We start from the raw sequence: 21,740 nt of genomic DNA, 5'->3' as shown, positions 1-21,740 counted from the left end.
TGGTTTATATAGCTATGGGGGACTAGGCGGTTACCGGGCGACATCCGTCCGCCAATGCAGGCCAAATTGCGCTGAAAGCCTCTTCGCAGCCTGGGCTCCAACAAACCGTTGCAGTTTGTCGAGGTACGCCTGTTAGGGAGCCGCTTGGGTCGACGACGGCGGCGGTGAGGGTCGCGCGATTGGCGCGAAGCAGAATGGAGGCGATGCGCAGCGCAGGTTAGCGTTAACATCGCCGGGTGGAAACGCCGCCATCCAGCCCTAAAAAGAAGAGCCGCGCCGCCCGCCCCGGTACAGGGGGCATCACCTTGGCCGACGTTGCCAGGCTGGCGGGCGTTTCAGCCATCACCGTGTCGCGGGCGCTCAACACGCCGGCGGCGGTTTCACCGCAAACGCTTGAGCGGGTGCGGGGTGCGATCTCGCGCAGCGGCTATGTTCCCAACCTGGTGGCCGGTGGCCTGGCGTCCAACCGCAGCCGGCTGGTAGCGGCGCTGGTGCCCACCATCGCCGGGCCGGTTTTCCTGGAAACCATCCAGGCGCTGACCGATGCACTGGCCGAAGGGGGTTGCCAGCTGATGCTGGGGCAGAGCGGCTACACCGGGTTGCGCGAAGACGCGCTGATCGACGCGATTGTCGGGCGGCGGCCCGATGGGATTGTTCTGACCGGCATCATGCATTCGGCCGAAGCACGGCGCAAGCTGCTGGCCTGCGGTATTCCGGTGGTTGAAACCTGGGACCTCACACCCACACCGATTGACATGATCGTCGGGTTTTCCCACGAGAAAATTGGCCGCGCGGTGGCCGACTTCATCTACGAACAGGGGCACCGCCACCCGGCCATCGTGACGGCGGACGACCACCGCGCCGGCCTGCGCCGGGCCGGCTTTGAGCAGCGCTTGCGCGAACTCGGCATGGCGCCCGCGGCTGCCAGCGTGGTGCCCGCGCCATCATCGCTGGGCAACGGGCGGGCCGGCTGGGCCGATCTGCGCGCGCGGGACCCTCGCATTGATGTGGTGGTTTGCAGCTCCGACATGCTGGCCCATGGCGTGATGACCGAAGCGCAGGCTGGCGGCCTGGTGGTGCCTCGGGATGTGGCGGTAATGGGTTTTGGCGACATGCTGTCTGCCAGTCATACCCACCCGCCACTCAGCACGGTGCGCGTGGACGGCGCCGAAATTGGCCGGCAGGCGGCGCGTTTCATCCTCGACCGGGTCGAACACCGTGACCCCGGCCCCAAGGTCCGCGACCTCGGGTTTTCCATAGTCAAAAGAGCCAGCGTCTAGCTTGACGCTTGGCCCGCAACACCGCTAACATGGGATTGTTAGCGCTAACATTACATCGACGCTAATCTATTTATTTTTCGTCTTTCGCCAAAGGGCGCGCCGCGCCTGCCACCAGGAGACTCCCATGAGCATTCGTACCACCCGCCGCGCCGCCCTTCAGGGGCTGGCCGGTTTCAGTCTGGCCGCCGCCTTGCCCCTATCGCTACGCGCCCAGAGCGCATCACCGGCCACACCCGGCTGGCCGACCAAACCCATCGCCTATATCGTGCCCTTCACGCCCGGGGGTTCGACCGATGTGATTGGCCGCACCCTTGCGCAGAAGCTGGCAGAGGTGCTGGGCCAGCCTGTGGTGGTTGACAACAAGCCGGGCGCAGCCGGCGCGGTAGGTGCCACCGCGGCTGCCCGTGCCAAACCCGACGGCTACACCCTGTTCGGCGGCACCATCAGCACCCACGCCATCAACGCCAGCCTGTACAAGAACCTGCCTTACGACCCGGTCAAGGACTTTGAACCGGTGGCGCTGGTGGCCATGTTGCCCAATGTACTGATCGTCAACCCCGAACTCGGCGTCAACTCCGTGGCAGAACTTGTTGCGTTGCTCAAGCGCGACCCGACAAAGCGCAGCTTTGCTTCATCCGGCGCGGGCACCTCCACCCATCTGGCCGGTGAAATGTTTGCCGACCAGATTGGCGTGCCGCTCACGCACATCGCCTACAAGGGCACGCCGCCGGCCATGATGGATGTGTCTTCTGGCCAGGTGCCTTTCATGTTCGACCAGATGACGGCCGCAGTGTCGCTGGTGCAGGCCGGCAAGCTCAAGCTGCTGGCCGTGACCACCGGCAAACGCATTGCCCTCGCGCCGGAACTGCCGACCATGATGGAGTCGGGCATGCCCAAATTCGAGATGTCGTCCTGGCAGGCCGTGTATGCGCCCAAGGGAACACCGCAGGCGATCGTGCAGCGGCTCAACGCCGAGATCGTCAAGATTCTGAAAATGCCGGATGTGGTGGCCAAGCTCAATGGCCAGCTTGGCATGGAAATCATCGGCAGTTCGCCGGAACAGCTGGCAACACACATGAAGTCCGAAATCGCCCGTTGGGCCGACCTTGTCAAAAAATCCGGAGCAACTGCCAGCTGAACATGAGAAAAGACATTCGAATCGCGCAGGTGCGCATCACGCCGATTGCGTTTCGCGACGGCCCGCTTCTCAACGCCAGCGGCATCCACGAGCCTTGGGCCCTGCGCAGCATTGTTGAAATCGAAACTTCAGATGGCCGGGTCGGGATCGCCGAAACCTATGGCGACGAACCCATGGTCAAGGTGCTGGAGCAGGCCCGAGCCTTGGTCATCGGCCTGTCGCCGTTTGATCTGAACGTGATGGAAGAAAACGTGCGCGCTGCCATCAAGCCGGGCCACAAAGCCGACGGCAGCATTCAGTTTGAACTCGCCCCCGGCTCGCATACCGCCAAAAACGCAGACAAGGTCATCAGCGCCATGGAAGTCGCCATGCTTGATCTGCAGGGGCAGATTCTTGGCTTGCCGGTTTGCGATCTGCTCGGCGGGGCGGTGCGCAAGGAGGTGCCTTACAGCGCCTACCTGTTCTACAAATACGCCGAGCACGCTGAAAAACCGTATGCACCCGACGCTTGGGGCGAAGCGGTGACGCCGGAGCAGGTGGTGAAGCAGGCGCAGCGCATGGTGGATCTATACGGCTTCAAGAGCATCAAGCTCAAAGGTGGTGTCTTTCCACCTGATCAAGAAATCGCCGCCATGAAAGCGCTGGCCCAAGCATTCCCCGGCGTGCCGCTGCGGCTGGACCCGAACGCCAACTGGAACCTGGAAACCAGCATCGCCGCAGCCAAAGAACTGGACGATCTGCTGGAGTACTACGAAGACCCGGCCCCCGGCCAGGAAGCCATGGCCGAACTGGCGAAACATTGCCGCGCGCCGCTGGCCACCAATATGTGCGTCACCACCATGGAGGAGTTCAAGCGCAACGCCTCCACGCACGCGGTGAAGATCCTGCTGTCAGACCATCACTACTGGGGCGGCCTGCGCGCCACTGCCGCACTGGCGCGCATGTGCAGTGTTTTCGGCATGGGCATGTCCATGCATTCCAATTCGCACCTCGGCATCAGCCTGATGGCGATGACGCACGCCGCCGCTGCCATTCCCAACCTCACCTACGCCTGCGACACGCATTACCCGTGGCAGGAGGAAGAAGTCATCAAGGGCGGCCGCATTGCCTTTCAGGACGGCTCGGTCAAGGTGCCGACCACGCCGGGTCTGGGCGTGGAGATCGATGCGGCGCAACTTGCGAAGCTACACCAGCAGTACCTCGACTGCGGCGTGCGCAACCGCAATGACCTGGCCCAGATGCGCAAATACGACCCGGGATTTTCGGGCATCAGTCCGCGTTACTAGCCGGGCCGGGTTTCGGTTGCCCACAGCACCTGCGCCGATATTGAGTAGTCAAATCTAAGCTTCCCCCATATCTGGTGGGCGCAAGCAGCTATGAATTCAGTAGCGAATCAGGTGGTCCGGACACCCACGGCAACTCGCCGCGCTAGAAATGTCACAGCTCCAGGTTCGCGCCCCGTTGCCGCAGCCACTCTTTTCGCTCACGGTAATTTGGTAGCACCTTGTCCACCTCATTCCAGAAGGCCTCCGAATGATCACGGTGGCGCATGTGGCAAAGCTCATGCACCACCACGTAGTCAATCACGGTGAGCGGAGCCATCAGGCATTTCCAGTGGAACTGCAGATTCCCGTTCGGCAGGCAGGCTGCCCAACGGTAAGCCAAATCCTTTACCTGTACTTTTCCCGGCACCACACCCACGCGGCTGGCAAAGTGGGCGACGCGTGCGGCGATGCGTGGCAGCCCCTTGGCCTGAAAGAAGGTCTCGAAGGCCTGTTGCGCCCCTTCCCGCCCAGAGGATTCAATGACCGACCGCAGCAACTGAAACCGGCCATCCTTGAGCTTGACGGGTTCGTCCTGCTCGTTGACGAGCAGCAAGCGATAACTACTGCCAAGGTACAGAAACGATTCGCCGTTCACCCACTCGCGCACGACCCGCGTCGCATTCAGGTCGCGCCATTGCGCCAGGTTGCGGTAAATCCACATGCGCTTGGAAAAAACCGTTTCATCCACCTGCTCAGGTGTCATGTGCGCGGGAGGCCGCACCGTGATCAGTCCATCGCGTTCGATGACAATGTCTGTTGTCTGCCGCTCGGCGCCGGGCAGCAACTGGTAATGGATGTCGCGCACCTGGCGCAGTTGCGCGGTCATGGCTGGGCCTTCCTAAACGCCCCGACCAGCGCATCGTGCCGGTTCTTTGCCAGCTTCATGACTTCTATGGCCACACGCTCCCGGTTGGCCTTGAGTTCGTCGATGCCTGTCTTCGCAATTTCAGTCTTGATGAGGCTGCGCACCCGTTTTTGCTTGTCCGGGTTTTGCCAGAAGTCGATGCTGCCTATGGTTTCCTGCAGTACGTCCACCGCAGACTCCATCAGCAGCTTGAAAGCGGGTTTGTCGGCAGGCGCCAGCTTACCGCTGGCAAAACCCACCTGAATGATGTGCGCGTAGAAGGTGGTCGCCTCGCGGCTCATGCCGCCTTCGCCTTGTTGCCGGCCCGCGACTGCTTCCGCACGCAACTCTGTCAGTTTCTCGGCCAGCAGGTCCCACTGCCCTTGATGCTTTTCTATCAAGGCATCCACTTTGGCGGAAAGGCTTTTGAAGAAGGCCGGGTCTTCGTCGTGGTGCACCGTGCAGTGTTTGCGCAGCGCATGCTCCATCTCGCTGGCCTTGGCCTCGCTGTTCCCGCCGGAGTGGCCGGCCAGTTTCTCAAGAAAATCCGGCGCCAGCAGCTCGACGGGTTGCACCTTGGGATTGATGCCCAGGCTGATCAGATGCTCGTTAATCAGCGCCTTGACCTTTTCCCCGGCGTCCCCCAGGTCCAGGCTGGTGTCCTTGTAGCGCTCCTTCGCGACCTGCAGGATATAGCCGAAGCGCTTCGCAGGCACCCGGTAAGCCTGCGCGGAGGCATGCGGCAGGACGATGTCCATGCTCATCAGAAATTTCTTGAGGTAGACCTCGAAGTCGGCCCGCTGCTTTTCGTCCTTGAGTGCCTTGACGGCCGCGCTCACCACCGCAGCGTTGGTTTCCATCGTCGGCAGCGCGCCTGTGACAAAGGCCTTGATCTGCGCTACCCCCAACGCTTCAAAGTGCTGCAACAGGCGCTGGTAACGTTCGTCCAAAATCGGCAGCTCAGACGTGATGTTTTTCAAGCCGTCATGCAGCTCCTGTATTTCGTCGCTGGCGGCGTACAGGGTCAGGGCGTCGGTGAGGTGGTTGGCCAGACCGATGTAGTCCACGATATAGCCCCTCTTTTTGCCCTGCTTCACCCGGTTGGTGCGGGCGATAGCCTGCAGCAAGGTGTGCTCACGCAGCCGCTTGTCGATGTACATCACCTGCTCCACAGGGGCATCAAAACCCGTCAGCAGCATATCGCACACGATCAGGAAGGCAATCCCGGTGCTTGTCTTGTCCGGGTCTTCCAGATCAAAACTTTTGCAGAAGTTGTCCACGGCCTTCAAGCGCATGGCTTCCTTGCGGGCATGTGTGATGAAGGCGGCCTCGTTGGTGCCGTCGGATGAAATAACCACGGCCGTTTTCAGAAACTGCAGGCGCTGGATTAGTTCGGCATCGGGTTTGGCCTGGCCTCGCTCCAATGCAATGCGCTCTGCCAGCGCGGCCTTGATGCCGTTCTGGTAACGCACGCAGGCCAGCTTGGAGTGGCACACCACCTGGGCCTTGAAGCCATTGGGCAGAATATTGTCCACATAGTGCTTCACTAGGTCGCGGGCGATGGCGTTGATGCGGTTTTCCGCTTCCAGAATGTCGCCCGTGGCCCCATACTTTTTCTTGATGGCCAGCAACTCTTCCGGGCTGCGGTCCTTGAACAGGTCTTCAAACTTGCCGTCAAACGCAGCTTTTTCGTTCAATGCGCTGTCTGCCGTTTTGCCTTCGTAAAGAATCTGCAGCGTCGCGCCGTCGTTCACCGAATCCATCAGGCGGTAGGTATCGATGTATTCGCCAAAACGCTTATGCGTCTTCTTCTCGCCGTGGCGTTCCGTCAGCAGTGGCGTGCCGGTGAAGGCAATACGTGTGGCGTTCGGAAAAGCTTCAAACAGGTTGTCGCCCAGGTCCGAGCTTTGGGTGCGGTGCGCTTCGTCGATCAGCAAAATGATGCGTTCGGACGTGTTCACCACGCCAAAAGTCTTGCCCGCCGGCATGGCCAGGTAAGTGCCCAGCGCTTCGGCCACGGTGTTGCTCAGTGTTTCCTTGTGCTCCTGGAACTTGTGCACCATGACCATGTTGATGTCGGAGGTGTCGGCGGCCAGGTGCTGGCGCAGCGACTGGCGGGTTTCGATCACGTTCACGCGCCCGCCAATCAGTGTGGCGGTATCGCCCAGCTGGTCTTCGAGGTCGGTTCGGTCATTGACCAGAATGATCTTGTAGTCGTTCAGGTCAGTGCCGGCGCGCAGCATGCGCGCCAGAAAAACCATGGTCAGCGACTTGCCCGAGCCCTGGGTATGCCACACCACCCCGCTGCGTTCCATGGCCGTCGCGCCGGTACGCAGTCGCTGCGTAATCTTGTGCGCCGCGCGAAACTGCTGATAGCGACAGACTACTTTGATGCGCGGCCCGCCGTCGGTGTCCATGAACACCGCGCTGGTGCGCAGGATCTGCAGCAGGTTGCGCTGGTTGAGCATGCCGGCAATGAGTTGCTGCTGGGCGTTTTTGTCCTGCAGCCCGGTGTCGTCCTGCGGGTGCAGCGTCTTCCAGGCATAAAAATGCTCCTCGCCCGAGGTGATGGTGCCGTAGTCGGCGTGTGTGCCGGAGCTGCGAATCAGCAGCAGATTGCTGTGAAAAAGCCGGGGCTCGCCTTCTTTCAAGCCATCCCGCTCGCTGGCAACACGCTTGCGCATATAACGCTGCAGCTGCACGAAGGCCTCCTGCATCGGGTTGGCGCAGGTTTCCGAGCCCTTCTTGCACTCCACCACCGCCACTGGAATGCCATTGATGAACAAAACGATGTCCGGGATGATGAAGCCGCGCACGCAGCCCGGCGTGTCGATGCGGAACTGGTTGATGGCGTGGAACTGGTTGTTCTCGGGGTGCTGAAAGTCAATCAGCCGGACCACAGGGTCGCTCTCACCCGTCATTTCGTTCACATCCACCTGCGCTTTGAACAGCAGGGCCTGCACGGCTTCGTTGGCCTCCAGCAGTGTGCGGTTGGGCTGGCGCAGCAATTGGGTTCGCAGGTCGTCCAGTTGCCGGTCAGTTAGCCAACTGCTTCCGTCGGGCGTTGTGTTGATGCGCCGTACGGCGTCATCAAACACCTGAGGCAGCAACCACTCCCTGAAACTGCTTCGCCGGCTGAGGCTGGCATCTTGGGGAACCGAGGTTCCCTGGTCTATCACCGTCCAGCCTTGCAAGCCAAGCTGGTGCAGAAACGGTTGTTCTACCTCGGTGTATTCCGACATGGCGCGCCGTCAGGCGGCAAGAGCCGGGCGCGGTGGATTAGTCAGGCGCTCCAGGGCAATGGAGATCGCTTCATCATGGAACAGTGCGGACTTGCGTTTCCCCGCGCCTGGCACAGGCCAACGCTGAAGCCCTTCACGTACGGCTTCGACAGAAGGCGTCACCTGCTCTTTGGTCAACAACCAGTCCACGGTGGCCAATAACTCCATGCCGAAGGGCGACTCGAATCCATCAATCAATGCCGCTGTTTCTTCAAGCGCTGGGGCGTAAGCCTTGGCCTCGCTTTGCAGATACGCTTGAACAAACTCCTTGCGCTGGTCATCAAACCAAATGACATCAAACGGATCTGAATCGGCTATTCGCTTGTCGCTGCGCAGATAGCTGCCATCCAGGCTGTTCAACAGATGGTTCAGGTTGGGCGCAAAGGGCCCAAACTTGTTGGCCTCAAACTTCAGGTTGAGCGGGTTGCTGCCCGGCGTCAATCGCTCAACAGACTTCTCAAGAAACCATGCGAGTTTTTGAATCTCCAGCAGGCTGCACTCCATGCCTAATACCCAGTAACGGCGCACCAGTTCGGCGATCAGTGCACGTGCCGGCGTCAGCTTTTCCACACCTGCACGCTTGGCCACATTCTGGTACTGCTTGGTGGGCTCAAACACGGTGATTTCGACGCCTGGCAAATCGCCCAGCGCGCGTTCAATCTCGGGTTTGACCAGTTCCCAATCCAGCCCGCCATTGCCCGCACCCAGTGGGGGTATAGCGACAGACTGCACCTTGTTCTCAACCAGAAAACGGCGCAAGTCCTGCAGGCCGTCAATAACCCATTCCAATTGGGACGGTGACCGCCAGTGCTGCTTGGTAGGGAAGTTCACGATCCAGCGCGGACCATCGAGCTCGGCAGGCTCGGTGATGAACATGGCGCCGGTGCGCACCAGCTTGGCTTTGCAGGCGGCGGCGTATTGTTTGTAGTTGTCGTCAAAGCGCTCTTTGAACATCAGCGCAATGCCTTTGCCCATCACGCCCACGGTGTTCACTGTGTTCACCAACGCTTGCGCGCGGGCTTCCAGCAAATTACCTGTCGTGAAATTGAGCATCAGAAATACCACCCCGGACGTGAATGAACGGACAAATTCAGCCCTCGGGCCTGAACCTGCGCTTGAGCCTGCATTTTGCCCTTTTCTGAATGGCAGACAACCCCTATCAACCCCGACACCGGGCAGTGCTGGTGAATCAACGCCTCGGCCTGGTAACGCTCGAATTTGGCCGGGTCATTCTCATCACGCCGGAAGTCGCGGGCCTGCAACAACTTCCAGTCCACCTTGTCCAGGTGCGCCAGGTCATCGTAATAGGTGGCCCACGCGTAATAGGCATGCATGTCGGTGAACAGAAAGGGCAGACCTTGCTGGGCAATGTGCCGCAAGCTGGACACCAGAATCACTATCTCGTCATTCTCACGTAACTGCACCCCGCCGCGCCCGGAGCGGATGTTACGCATCATCACTGAGAAAGGCGTGAAGTAAAAAGGCACGTAGTCGTTGAGTAGACCACCTGGCGGCATGGGGACGGGGTGGCGTGCGCGTTTGTCTATCAACTCCGCATTGCCAATGCTCACCCAGTTGGGCGACCGCTGTGCGCTATTGCCTGAGTGAAGGCCATGTTCCAGTACCCACGGCAGGTTATCGCGGTGGATGATGCGCCAGATCAATGCCTTGTCGGGGTTGAGGCTGGTGTAGATATCAACCATCTGCGAACCCCGTCGGTTCCTTATTCAGTTTCACCTCGACTTTGCCCGTAAGCAGGTCCTGCATGAGGCCGATTTTTTGTTGGCGAAGTTTCTTCTCGTTAGCGGATTGCTTCTTTATGGCAGTCATCACAGCGTCAAAGCGATTTTCGATAAATATCTGTTCACTTGAATCGGGAGTGGGGACAAGTAGGTCGCGTACTCGACCTATGCTAACTTGAGGTAAAGCTTGGCCCATAGTCATATTTTTGCTTTGACGCGTCAGACAGTCACTTCGCAAACTGTGAAAAAGATAACTAGCGCTAATAGTTTTCGGATTGATTACACACAGTGAGTCAAGGAGTGCAAATCGAATGCCGACGGGTAAGAATCTAATTTCTCCGATCGTCCCTTTTCTGGAAAAGCCAATGGAGCTGCGAGTGAACTGGCAGCGGCGCTCTTGCTCTTCGACAATTTCTTCGACGACGCGACGTGGTGTATTTGTCTCAACTTCGTCGCTTTCGATGAACTCCACGGTGGAAATAAATGGGAAGCCAGCGGGGTGATAGATGGGATTTCGGTGGCTAGGGTTAGGGTCAATGACATCGGCCACATTGTCTAAACGTTGCAATGTCCATCCCCTCGGAATCCAACCAATCGCCGTTTCCTGATACAGGTCCGGCGCCTGTTCGCGGGGCGGGCGGGGCTGGCCGTTGGGGAGCACACCACGGGTAAACAGGTCGTGCATCAGACCGGCCTTGATCTGCTCGTATTTGGCGATCAGGGCTTCGGTTTTTTCGATGGCGGTGTCGATGCTGGTGAGGATGGTGGCGATCTTCTGCTGCTGTTGTTTTGGCGGAAGCGGAATGCTTATCTTGGCGAGCTCGCCAAGATACAAACCTGCTTGAGCAGTCACATTGCATCGCCGTTCCAGTTGTCGTGAGAAATCCTCGGAGCAGCTTGCTTGAAAGAGGTAGCAGGGAAGTACAGCGTCGCTACTGCGAACAAATGCCACACTTCTCTGAAAGGCCACCCTCGAGCCGTCAAACACGGCAGAACGTCCAATACTTCCTACGACGGTCAGCAACAGATCTCCTGCTTTCGGTGCGAACGTCGAAGTTAGCGCCGCGTAGTCAGATTCGCTAATCAAGTCGTCACTTTTATCCCATTCGAGACGACCACGCCGCCCAACATTTTTTGCGCTTAGAAGCGGAATGCCTGACTCCACTCTCCGGTGTGTTCCATGCGTACCATCCTTAATATGCGTCGATACATGACGCAAGGCGACGCGGCGCCACTCATTCATATCCCAACTCCACCAAGAACCTCTGCAGTTCCTGCGCAGCCTCATCGCGCTCTATCTCAATCTGCTTGGCCGTTATCGCGTACTTGTTCCAGAGATTTTCAACTGCCGCGACGCAGGCGCGTTGATCGGCGCGCAGGTACTGCCGGTAGCTGCTGAACAGCACCTGGCCCAGGCGTTCGATGATGGCTTTGCGTGCCTCGTCGGTGCTGATTTTCAAACGGGCCTGCTCGACCAGTTCGGTTTTCTTCGCTTCGGTGGTCTTGATGGTCGCCTTGAGTATTCTGGCTTCGTCTTCCAGCGTCTTGTGGCGGGCCAGCTGCTTGTCCAGCCGCTCCGCCGTGGCCTGGTGTTGCTGCCAGTCGCCCAGCGATGGATCGCGCTTGGCGAGTTTGGCCATGCCTCTGGCTTCCTTCAGCTCAGCCTTCAGCGCCTTGACCTGCTCGGCAGGCAGAACGCCGGTGTCGTCCGTGTCTTCAAAGTCCTCTTCGCTGGCGGCGGCAAACAGGGCCTGCAGTTCGGCCAGGCGTGCGTGCTGGGTTTCCAGCTCAGCCAGCACCTGCGGAAACTGGCTTTGCAGAATATCGTCGTCAGGAATCAGCTCCGGCCCCCAGCCGCTGGCGGCAATGGACTTGAAGTCCGAGGCCAGCAGCTTGAAGTAGTTGGCAAAAGCGCCCCTGATTTGATAGCGCGTCAGCAAGGTCTGACAAGGGCTGACGGCCGATTCGGTGCAGAAAAGCCGCTCCAGGCTGCCCAGCAGGGCGGCGCGCACCGCATAGACATTGCGGTCGGTGGCGTGCTGGTTGTCGGCGTCGGGCGCCAGCGCCTCGACGACGGGCAGGTGCTTTTGCCACCAGGCTTGCAGCTCACCCATGAACTGCGCGTGGCGCTTCGTCACGCCGGGGTGTTGCCTGACGAGATCGGCAATGGCCCGTTTGTCCTGCAAAGCCGGTGTGAAATCGGCGTAGTGTGTGCCATGCTCGGGTGCGGGGCGGAGGGCAAAGCAGCTGTCGATCAGGCCGCCATAGTTTTGCCAGAAATGCGTCAGTGTGCCGAGTTCATTGACCGGCACGCCGCCGTGCAGGTGGGCGCGCACGTCGTGCGGTTCGGGCGGCGGGGCGTTGTCCACGTAACGGCGGATGTTGCAGTTGTAGTCTTCGGCCTGGATCTCGGCCACCGGCACGCACCTGGCGTAAGCGGGTATGTTGCCCCTAGCGCGGTAGGCGTGCACGATCTTGTCGATGTCCTCGGCGCGCAAATGGTTCTGGGCTTTGCCTTCGCGGTATTCGCGGTCAGCGTTGATAAAAAGCACCTGTTTGCGCTGCGCCGCGCCGGCTTTGTTTAGCACCAGGATGCAGGCCGGGATACCGGTTCCGTAAAACAGGTTGCCGGGCAGGCCGATGACGGCTTCGAGGTAGCCGCTGTCGATGAAGTGTTTGCGCGCCTCGCGCTCCTCGCCTCCCCGGAACAACACGCCGTGCGGCATCACGGTGGCCATGCGGCCGTCGCTCTTGAGCACGGCCAGCATGTGCTGCACAAACATGAGGTCGGCTTTTTTGCCTTTCTCGGGCATCCACACCGGAAAGCGGCCAGGAAACTTGATGTCTTTCTTGATGTAGTTCTGGCTGAACGGCGGGTTGGCCAGCACGCGGTCAAAGCGGCGCAACTGGCCGTCTTCGGCCTGGTGCTGCGGGTCTGCCAGGGTGTCCTGCTGGCGAATGTCGGCGTCAGGGATGCCGTGCAGCAGCATGTTCATCTTGCAGATGGACCAGGTGGTGCCAATGCTTTCCTGGCCGAACAGTGCCACCTTGGTGGCGTCCTGGCCTTTTTCGCGCATGTAGTCGCGCACCTGGATCAGCATGCCGCCCGAGCCGACGGTCGGGTCATACACCCGCATGTCTTCAGCCGGGTCGCAGATTTCCACACAAACGCGCACCACCTCGGCCGGTGTGTAGAACTCGCCGGCCTTTTTGCCAGCTGAATCGGCGAAGTTCTTGATCAGCCATTCGTAGGCGGCACCCAGCAGGTCAGGAAACTCGAAGTCGCTGTCCTTGAGCGGAATGCGGTCAAAGTTCTGGATGAAATTGGTCAGCGTGTCGTCTTTCAGAACGTGCTGGCCAATTTTCTTGTTGAAATTGATGGTGCCCTTGAGCACGTCCTGCAGCGCGTCTGCGTTGGCGTCTTCCAATGCCTCCAGCGCCTTGTTGAGCATGGAGCCGACGTTTTCCTTGGTGTGTTTCAGGGCCGGCTGGCGCTTGCCGTTTTCGTCCGTCCACTCCTCGCTCCAGCGGGCGCGCGGCGGCACATAGAAGTATTTGCCGGAGTACTGGTCCGGGTCATCCAGTTGCGCGTTGATGTCGGACTGTTTCAGCCCCTGAGCCTTGCCGTTGGCCCAGATCTCTTCGCGCCGCTGATCAAACAGGTCGCTGGCGCGCTTGAGAAACAGCATGCCAAAGACGTATTCCTTGTACTCGCTGGCGTCCATGTTGCCGCGCAGGTCATCACAGGCGGCAAGCAGCAGGTTTTCGAGGCGGGCGAGAGTGAGTTTGGCAGCAGACATGGTGGTCGATGGTACCAACTTGCCCACTTACAAACCAAATTGGCCTCCAGCCCTTATGAGGCGGGCGCAAGCAGCTATTAATTCAGTAGCGGTTCGCGCCCCCGGGCCAAGCCCGGCATGACATTCTGAAGAATCAGGCGCCGGCCTTGACCTTCAGCCGCCACGCATGCAGCAGCGGCTCGGTATATCCGCTGGGCTGCTCCAGGCCCTTGAAGACCAGGTCGCAGGCGGCCTTGTAGGCAGCCGAGGTTTCGAAGTTACCGGCCATCTTTTGGTACGGCGGGTCGCCGGCGTTTTGTCCGTCCACGACAGCGGCCATGCGTTCAAAGGTTTCCTTCACCTGCGCCTTCGTCACCACGCCATGCAGCAGCCAGTTGGCGATGTGCTGGCTGGAGATGCGCAAGGTGGCGCGGTCTTCCATCAGGCCGACGTTGTGGATGTCGGGCACCTTGGAGCAGCCGACGCCCTGGTCAATCCAGCGCACCACGTAACCCAGGATGCCCTGGGCGTTGTTGTCGAGTTCCTGCTGCTTCTCTGCGGGCGTCCATTTGGCGTCTGGCGAAACCGGCACCTGCAGCAGCTCGGGCAGCAGGCGGGCGATTTCGGAGCGCAGATCGATCTTCTTTTCCATTTCCTTTTGCACCGCCGCCACGTTCACCTGGTGGTAGTGCAGCGCGTGCAGCGTCGCGGCCGTGGGTGAGGGAACCCACGCGGTGTTGGCGCCGGCCTGCGGGTGCGAGATTTTGGCCTTGAGCATGTCGGCCATCAGGTCGGGCATGGCCCACATGCCTTTGCCAATCTGCGCGCGGCCGCGCAGGCCGCAGGCCAGCCCCACCAGCACGTTGCTGCGTTCGTAGGCGCTCAGCCAGGCGCTGATTTTCATGTTGCCCTTGCGGATCATCGGGCCGGCCTGCATGGCTGTGTGCATCTCGTCGCCGGTGCGGTCCAGGAAGCCGGTGTTGATGAAGGCTACGCGGCTTTTCGCCGCGGCGATGCAGGCTTTCAGGTTGACGCTGGTGCGGCGCTCTTCGTCCATGATGCCGAGCTTGACGGTGCTGTCGGGCAGGCCCAGCATTTTCTCGACGCGGCTGAACAGTTCGGCGGCAAAGGCGACTTCGGCCGGGCCGTGCATCTTGGGCTTGACGATGTAGACCGAGCCTTTGCGTGAGTTCTTGATGCCGGCTTTGCCCTTGCGCTTGAGGTCGTGGATGGCAATGGTGGTGGTGATCACCGCGTCCAGAATGCCTTCGGGAATTTCGCGTGTGCTGCCGTCGGCGGCGGTGTACAGCACCGCCGGATTGGTCATCAGGTGGCCGACATTGCGCACAAACATCAGCGAGCGGCCGTGCAGGGTGACCGGTTTGCCCTTGGGGGAGGTGTACTCGCGGTCCGGGTTCAGGCCGCGGGTGAAGGTCTTGCCGTCCTTGGTGACGCTTTCGGTCAACGTGCCCTGCAAAATGCCCAGCCAGTTGCTGTAGGCCAGCACCTTGTCGTCGGCATCCACCACCGCCACAGAATCTTCCAGATCCATGATGGTGGACAGCGCTGCCTCTATCACCAGGTCGCTCACGCCGGCCGGATCAGCCTTGCCGATGGGTGTGCTGCGGTCAATGCGGATGTCGATGTGCAGGCCGTTGTGCTGCAGCAGCACCGACGATGGCGCGGAGGCTTTGCCCTGGAAACCAATGAACTGGTTGGCGTCGTCCAGCGTGGTTGTCTTGCCGCCTTTCAGGGCGACGACAAGCTTGCCGCCCTTGACCGAATAAGCGGTCGAGTCGATGTGCGAGCCTTTCTTCAGCGGCGTGGTGCGGTCCAGCACGTAGCGTGCGTACTCAATCACTTTGGCGCCGCGCACCGGGTTGTAGCCCTTGCCTTTTTCGGCGTCGCCGGTTTCTGCAATCACGTCGGTGCCGTACAGCGCGTCGTATAAGGAGCCCCAGCGCGCATTGGCCGCGTTCAATGCATAGCGCGCGTTCAGGATGGGTACCACCAGCTGCGGGCCGGCCTGTTTGGCCAGTTCGGCATCGACATTGCCGGTGGTGATGCTGACCTTTTTCGGCTGGAGCACCAGGTAACCCGTCTTTTCCAGAAAAGCGCGGTAGGCCTTCATGTCCGCAATCGGGCCGGGGTTGGCTTTGTGCCAGCTGTCCATCTCGGTCTGCAGCCGGTCGCGCTCGGCCAGCAGGACGAGATTTTTCGGCGCCAGGTCGGCCACGATAGCGTCAAAGCCTTTCCAGAACTTGGTTGGGTCCACGCCGGTGCCGGGCAGAACTTGTTCATCCACAAAACGTTGCAGAACCGTGGCCACCTGCAGGCCATGGAGGGATGTGCGTGGAGTTGTCGTCATGGTGAAACCTCAGAAAAAAGAAAAATAAGAGTGAAAAGGAGAAATCGAAATCAATCCGCCAAAGCAGCGGGGAAAAACCCAAGTACTTCGCGCAAGCTGGTGCCGGTGCGCGCGGGCTGCGTGCCCAGCTCTTCAAACGGCAGGGTGTAACGGTTAACCCACAGCGTCTGGTAGCCGTACCAGCTTGCCCCCAGCGCATCCCAGCTGTTGCAGCTGACGAAGGCAATCTGCCGCGCCGGCAGGCCGATGGCTAGTGGCCCGAGGGCGTAGGCGTCCGGATGGGTCTTGTATTTGCGGATGCCGTCCCCGCTGAGCACATGGTCGAGCAGGCCTTCCAGCCCGGCGGACTTGACGGCAACCTCCAGCATCCCCGGGTCGCCATTGGACAGGATGCCGGTCGTGATGCCGCGCGCCCTCAGCGCCTGCAGCACCTCCCGGGTTTCCGGAAAAGCCGAGAGGTGGCGGTACTGGTTCATCAGCCGCTGTTCATGCTCGGTGGTCAGGTCCAGACCCAGGCGTTTGCAGGCATAACGCAGGCCGGCGCGCGTGAGGTCCCAGAAGGGTTGGTAGAACTCGCCGCTGTTGCTGGTCGTCACCAGCCGGGTGTATTCAATCTGCTTGTCGCGCCAGAGAATGCCCAGGGCCTGGCCCTGGCCAGGAAACAACTGCTCCGCGAGCAGGCCGACGCTGTACACATCAAACAGCGTGCCGTAAGCATCAAAGAGAACAGCCCGCGGCACCACGTGCCCGGTTTTGGGTTTTTCCATGGCCCAACTGTATTTGATACTTCAACGGAGATTAATCGATCATAAATATAATTATCAGTGACTTTTATGATGGTAATGTGGGGCTGTTATCAGCGTCTGCTGCGGAAAAGCAGCCGCTAAAGGCCGCTGTCTACGCCTACCGTGCCCAGCGCAACACCAGCGGATCGAGTCGCTCGGCGGTGGCAATCAGGCCCGCCCGTGTCTCCGGGTGCAGTGCCGGCAGCGGATGGCGCGGCGCCTCGCAGGCGATCACGCCACCTTCCTTCATGAGGGTCTTGGCGGCCAGCAGGCCGGCCTGGCGGTTCTCGTAGTTGATCAGCGGCAGCCACTGCTGGTAGAGGGCAAAAGCCTTGTCATGTTCACCGGCACGGTGTGCTTCGATGATGGGGCGGATGCCGTCGGGGTAGGCACCGCCGGTCATGGAGCCGGTTGCGCCGGCGTCCAGGTCCGGCAGCAGGGTGATGGCTTCCTCGCCGTCCCACGGCCCTTCCACGGCCGTGCCGCCCAGACGGATGAGGTCGCGCAGCTTGGCCGCGGCGCCAGCGGTTTCGATCTTGAAATAGGCAATGTGCTCGATTTCGCGGGCCATGCGCGCGAGGAAGGCAGCCGAAAGCACCGTCCCGCTGGCGGGGGCATCCTGGATCATGATGGGAATGTTCACCGCATCCGACAGCCGCGCGTAAAACTCGTAGATCTGCTGCTCACTCACGCGAAAGGTAGCGCCGTGATACGGCGGCATGACCATCAGCATGGCGGCGCCCATGTCCTGCGCGCGGCGGCTGCGCTCGGCACAGATCTTTGTTCCGAAATGGGTGGTGGTGACGATCACGGGCACGCGGCCGGCCACATGTTCGAGGATGCTGCGGGTCAGGATTTCGCGCTCTTCGTCCGAAAGCACAAACTGCTCCGAAAAGTTGGCCAGGATGCAGATGCCGTCGGAGCCGGCATCGATCATGAAGTCGATGCAGCGCTTCTGGCTGTCCAGGTCAAGGGCCCCGGCTTCGGTGAACGTGGTGGGGGCTACCGGAAAGATGCCGCGATAGCGCGGCTGAGGGGAGGTGATCATGGGGCTGGGTCAAACAGTGAGGGTAAAGGGTCAGTGGGAATGGCGAGGCACTTCAGAGCCGCGGCAGCCGACGAGGAAGTCGAAGTCGCAGCCCTCGTCGGCCTGTAGCACATGGTCTACATAAAGGCGCTGGTAGCCGCCGCGCATGCCGGTTGCAGCGGTGCCTTCCAGGGCGGCGAGGCGCTCGGCCAGTTCGGCATCGCTGATGTCCAGGTGCAGGCGGCCGTGCTCGCAGTCCAGCTCGATCCAGTCGCCGTCGCGTACCGCCGCCAGCGGTCCGCCGGCGGCGGCCTCGGGCGCCACATGCAGCACCACGGTGCCGTAAGCGGTGCCGCTCATGCGCGCGTCCGAAATACGCACCATGTCCTTGACGCCCTGGCGCAGCAGCTTGGGCGGCAGGCCCATGTTGCCCACCTCGGCCATGCCGGGGTAACCCTTGGGGCCGCAGTTTTTCATGACCATGACGCAGCTCGCGTCAATGTCGAGATCTTCGTCAACAATGCGTTCCTTGTAGTGCTCCAGGTTCTCGAACACCACCGCACGGCCGCGGTGCTTGAGCAGCTCGGGCGAGGCCGCCGAAGGCTTGAGTACCGCGCCGCGCGGTGCCAGGTTGCCGCGCAGGATGCAAATGCCGCCATCGGCGATCAAAGGGTTGTCGAGTGGGCGGATCACCTCGTCGTTGTAGCTGGGCGCTTCGCGCACGTTGTCCCAGATCGACTGGCCATTGACCGTCAGCGCGCCGGGGTACGGCAGCAGGCCGTTCTCGCCGAGGCGGCGCAGCACGGCGGGCAGACCGCCGGCGTAGTAGAACTCCTCCATCAGGAAGCGGCCGGAAGGCTGCAAGTCCACGATGGTGGGGGTATTGCGGCCGATGCGGGTCCAGTCTTCCAGGTCCAGTTGCACGCCCATGCGGCCCGCAATGGCTTTGAGGTGAATGACCGCGTTGGTAGAGCCGCCAATGGCCGCGTTGACGCGGATCGCATTTTCGAAAGCCTCGCGCGTGAGGATTTTCGAGAGCGTCAGACCTTCGCGTGCCATCTCGACAGCCCGCGCGCCCGACATCTGCGCCAGCACGTAGCGCCGCGCATCGACGGCGGGAATGGCCGCATTATGCGGCAGCGAAGTGCCCAGCGCTTCGGCCATGCAGGCCATGGTGGAGGCTGTGCCCATGGTGTTGCAGGTGCCGGCCGAGCGCGACATGCCGCCTTCGGCCGAGAGGAACTGGTGCAGATTGATCTCACCAGCCTTGAGCGACTCGTGCAGCTGCCACACGGCCGTGCCTGAGCCGATATTCTTGCCTTCGAGTTTGCCATTGAGCATCGGCCCGCCGGTCACCACAATGGCCGGGATGTCGCAGCTCGCCGCCCCCATCAGCAAGGCGGGTGTGGTCTTGTCGCAGCCGACGAGGAGCACCACGGCGTCAATGGGGTTGCCGCGAATGGCTTCTTCCACGTCCATGCTGGCGAGGTTGCGCGTGAGCATGGCGGTGGGGCGCAGGTTCGACTCGCCGTTGGAGAACACCGGAAACTCGACCGGGAACCCGCCGGCCTCGGAAATACCGCGCTTCACATGTTCGGCGACTTTGCGGAAGTGGGCGTTGCAGGGCGTGAGCTCCGACCAGGTGTTGCAGATGCCGATGATGGGGCGGCCGTCAAACTCATGGTCGGGAATGCCCTGGTTCTTCATCCAGCTGCGGTACATGAAACCGTTCTTGTCGGCTGAACCGAACCACTCGCTGGAGCGCAATTTTTTCTTGGGGTTTGTCATGGGAAAGATCTGGTCAGGAAAGTCAGGGGGATTTGGCCCGGCGGCTTCTCAGCAGGCGCTGCAGCAGGCAAAACACGAAAAGCAGTGCCCCAACGACGATGCGTGTCCACCACGAACTCAGGGAACCGTCGAAGGAGATCAGTGTCTGGATGATCCCGAGCATCAGCACACCGAACAGTGTGCCGGCCACATAACCCACGCCGCCGGTGAGCAGCGTGCCGCCAATGACCACGGCGGCAATGGCGTCGAGTTCCATGCCGGTGGCGTGCAGGCCGTAGCCCGAGAGCATGTAGAAGGTGAAGACCACGCCTGCCAGTGCTGAGCAAAAGCCGGAAAGTGTGTACACCCCCACCAGCGTGCCACGAACCGGCAGGCCCATCAGCAGCGCCGACTGCTCATTGCCGCCAACCGCGTACACCGCGCGGCCGAACGGGGTGCAATGCGCAATGAACACCGCCGCCAGCAGAACTGCAATGGCAATCACTGCTCCGACGGAGAGCGAGGCGCCCTCCCACAAGGGAACGCGCCACTGCGACACCTCCGAATAAAACTCGTTGGTCATGCTGATCGAGTCGACGCTGATCAGGTAACACAGGCCACGTGCGAGGAACATGCCGGCCAGCGTCACGATGAAAGGCTGCAGACGGAAGCGTTCGATCAGAAAGCCCATGAAGGCGCCGAAGGCCGCGCCCATGAGCAGCACCAGCGGAATCACGACGGCCGGGCTCCAGCCGCGGTGTTCCACCAGCGCGGCCGACACCATGGTGGTGAGTGCCACCACGGATCCAACGGACAGGTCAATACCACCGGAAAGAATGACAAACGTCATGCCCACGGCGATGATGATCAGGAAGGCGTTGTCAATCAGCAGGTTGAGAAAGACCTGCGCCGAGAAGAAACCGGTGTAGAGCACCGAGCCCATGGTGGCCATGGCCACGAACAGCGAGATGGTGGCTGCCAGCGGCAGGTATTTGGGATTGAATCGAGCGCCCGGCACCGCTGGCGCCGGTGGCCGTGCCGCGTTTGCAGCACCGGATCCGGTGACAGCCGTGCTCATGGCAACATCCCGTGCGTTGCGGGCCGGCGCACCAGCGCGCCCACTTGGGTGCGGAACTCCTGCGACTGCAGCAGCATCACGACAAACACCACCACGGCTTTCACCACGAGGTTGATCTCGGGCGGTACACCCAGGGAGTAGATGGCGTAAGTCAGGGTCTGGATGATCAGGGCGCCGATCACGCTGCCGACCAGGCTGAAACGGCCGCCGGTGAGGAGGGTGCCGCCCAGCGTTACGGCCAGGATGGCGTCGAGCTCAAGCAACTGGCCCGCATTGTTGCCGTCAGCGCTTTTGACGTTGGAGCTGATCAGCAAACCCGCCATGCCCGCGCACAAACCGCAGAAGGCATAGGCGGCGATGATCAGCCGCCGGGCCTGAACGCCGGCCACGCGAGCGGCCGTCGGGTTGATGCCTACCGCCTGGATGAACAGGCCCAGGGCCGTGCGCGTCACGGCCAGGTAAAGCGCAGCGAACACCGCTGCCACAATAAACAGCGAAAACGGCAGACCCAGAAAGTAGCCACCGCCCAGGAAGAAGAAGGGCGCATAGTAGATGGTGATGATTTGCCCGTCGGTGATCAGCTGCGCGATGCCGCGGCCCGCCACCATGAGGATCAGCGTGGCAATGATCGGTTGCATGCCGACCTTGGCCACCAGCAGGCCATTCCACAGCCCGCACAGCAGTGCAACACCCAGTGCCCCCAGAATGGCCAGGGGCATGGGGAAGCGGCTGACGCTTCCCGAGACCGACCCGCCTATCATCCAGGCGGCCACCGCGGCCGCAATGGCGACCACGGCGCCCACGGAGATGTCAATGCCGCGTGTGGCGATCACCAGCGTCATGCCCAGCGACACCAGTACCAGCGGTGCCGCGCGGTTGAGAATGTCGATCAGGCTGCCATACAGGTGGCCATCGCGCCACTCCATGTGCAGGAAGCTGGCGTTAAAAGCCGTATTTACTGCGAGCAGCAGAAACAGTGTCAGCAGTGGCCAGGCCAGGCGGTGCCGCAGCAACGTCGTCAGGGGGGAGGGAGAAGTGTCAGACATGTTCAGCCGCAATCAGTTCATAAACGGTGTCTTCGTTGCTGCCCGCGGGCAGCTCGCCCACTTTGCGCCGGTCGCGCAGCACGACGATGCGGTGTGCCACCCGCACCACCTCGCTCATTTCGGAAGAGATGAAGACCACGGCCATGCCGGCCTGCGCCAGCCGCAGGATCTGTTCCATGATTTCCTGCTTGGCAGCCACGTCGACGCCGCGTGTCGGTTCGTCCAGGATCAGCAGGCGCGGTTCGGTCGCAAGCCAGCGCGCAATCATGGCTTTTTGCTG

Annotated in this window: 15 protein-coding genes and 1 pseudogene; 3 read left to right on the top strand and 13 right to left on the bottom strand. The window is 61.1% G+C overall.

The features are described from left to right. Window positions 1–305: 305 nt before the first annotated feature. The 3 genes from ABI660_RS15970 to ABI660_RS15960 all read left to right on the top strand — a co-directional run bounded on the left by ABI660_RS15970 (window position 306) and on the right by ABI660_RS15960 (window position 3,704). Window positions 306–1,280, top strand: coding sequence for a LacI family DNA-binding transcriptional regulator (locus tag ABI660_RS15970; protein ID WP_348069831.1), 975 nt, complete (start codon window positions 306–308; stop codon window positions 1,278–1,280). A 124-nt stretch (window positions 1,281–1,404) separates the two neighbouring features. Next, window positions 1,405–2,418: a tripartite tricarboxylate transporter substrate binding protein gene (locus tag ABI660_RS15965; RefSeq protein ID WP_348069829.1), complete on the top strand. Its 1,014-nt coding sequence runs from the start codon at window positions 1,405–1,407 to the stop codon at window positions 2,416–2,418. Window positions 2,419–2,420: 2 nt separating this feature from the next. Further along, on the top strand, window positions 2,421–3,704 hold the full coding sequence (locus ABI660_RS15960) for a glucarate dehydratase family protein (RefSeq protein WP_348069826.1): 1,284 nt from the start codon (window positions 2,421–2,423) through the stop codon (window positions 3,702–3,704). Between the two features lie 151 nt (window positions 3,705–3,855). Here ABI660_RS15960 and ABI660_RS15955 read toward each other — a convergent pair whose 3' ends face one another. The 13 genes and pseudogenes from ABI660_RS15955 to ABI660_RS15895 all read right to left on the bottom strand — a co-directional run. Beyond that, a complete protein-coding gene (locus tag ABI660_RS15955) occupies window positions 3,856–4,569 on the bottom strand; it encodes a SprT family zinc-dependent metalloprotease (RefSeq protein WP_348069824.1) in 714 nt (237 codons plus the stop codon). Next, window positions 4,566–7,829, bottom strand: coding sequence for an HsdR family type I site-specific deoxyribonuclease (locus ABI660_RS15950; protein WP_348069821.1), 3,264 nt, complete (start codon window positions 7,827–7,829; stop codon window positions 4,566–4,568). The genes ABI660_RS15955 and ABI660_RS15950 overlap by 4 nt, the downstream gene beginning before the upstream one ends. A 9-nt stretch (window positions 7,830–7,838) precedes the next feature. Beyond that, on the bottom strand, window positions 7,839–8,921 hold the full coding sequence (locus tag ABI660_RS15945) for a macro domain-containing protein (protein ID WP_348069818.1): 1,083 nt from the start codon (window positions 8,919–8,921) through the stop codon (window positions 7,839–7,841). Then, window positions 8,921–9,571 (bottom strand): DUF4433 domain-containing protein, encoded by a 651-nt coding sequence (locus ABI660_RS15940; protein ID WP_348069816.1) that lies wholly within the window; start codon window positions 9,569–9,571, stop codon window positions 8,921–8,923. The genes ABI660_RS15945 and ABI660_RS15940 overlap by 1 nt, the downstream gene beginning before the upstream one ends. Continuing rightward, a complete protein-coding gene (locus ABI660_RS15935) occupies window positions 9,564–10,853 on the bottom strand; it encodes a restriction endonuclease subunit S (protein ID WP_348069813.1) in 1,290 nt (429 codons plus the stop codon). Before ABI660_RS15935 ends, ABI660_RS15940 begins: the two co-directional genes overlap by 8 nt. Next, window positions 10,846–13,410 (bottom strand): N-6 DNA methylase, encoded by a 2,565-nt coding sequence (locus tag ABI660_RS15930; RefSeq protein WP_348069811.1) that lies wholly within the window; start codon window positions 13,408–13,410, stop codon window positions 10,846–10,848. Before ABI660_RS15930 ends, ABI660_RS15935 begins: the two co-directional genes overlap by 8 nt. A gap of 133 nt (window positions 13,411–13,543) precedes the next feature. Beyond that, entirely contained in the window at window positions 13,544–15,757 is a 2,214-nt protein-coding gene (locus tag ABI660_RS15925; protein ID WP_348069808.1) for a malate synthase G, read from the bottom strand. 50 nt (window positions 15,758–15,807) lie between these two features. Then, entirely contained in the window at window positions 15,808–16,524 is a 717-nt protein-coding gene (locus tag ABI660_RS15920) for a haloacid dehalogenase type II (protein ID WP_348069806.1), read from the bottom strand. Between the two features lie 136 nt (window positions 16,525–16,660). Then, window positions 16,661–17,590, bottom strand: coding sequence for a dihydrodipicolinate synthase family protein (locus tag ABI660_RS15915; protein ID WP_348069803.1), 930 nt, complete (start codon window positions 17,588–17,590; stop codon window positions 16,661–16,663). Window positions 17,591–17,620: 30 nt separating this feature from the next. Next, complete coding sequence (locus ABI660_RS15910; protein ID WP_348069800.1) at window positions 17,621–19,357, bottom strand: IlvD/Edd family dehydratase; 1,737 nt, start codon at window positions 19,355–19,357, stop codon at window positions 17,621–17,623. A gap of 22 nt (window positions 19,358–19,379) precedes the next feature. After that, window positions 19,380–20,414 (bottom strand): galactofuranose ABC transporter, permease protein YjfF, encoded by a 1,035-nt coding sequence (yjfF, locus tag ABI660_RS15905; protein ID WP_348069798.1) that lies wholly within the window; start codon window positions 20,412–20,414, stop codon window positions 19,380–19,382. Beyond that, window positions 20,411–21,460: an ABC transporter permease gene (locus ABI660_RS15900; RefSeq protein WP_348069795.1), complete on the bottom strand. Its 1,050-nt coding sequence runs from the start codon at window positions 21,458–21,460 to the stop codon at window positions 20,411–20,413. The genes yjfF and ABI660_RS15900 overlap by 4 nt, the downstream gene beginning before the upstream one ends. Then, a pseudogene (locus ABI660_RS15895) lies at window positions 21,453–21,740 on the bottom strand (sugar ABC transporter ATP-binding protein); the annotation flags it as partial. The gene ABI660_RS15900 and the pseudogene ABI660_RS15895, both read right to left, overlap by 8 nt.

Origin of the sequence: Polaromonas sp., assembly GCF_039930745.1 — a bacterium.
Classification (GTDB): Bacteria; Pseudomonadota; Gammaproteobacteria; order Burkholderiales; family Burkholderiaceae_C; genus Polaromonas.
The sequence above is the reverse complement of the archived record's forward strand: the minus strand, read 5'-3'. Positions and strand labels throughout refer to the sequence as shown.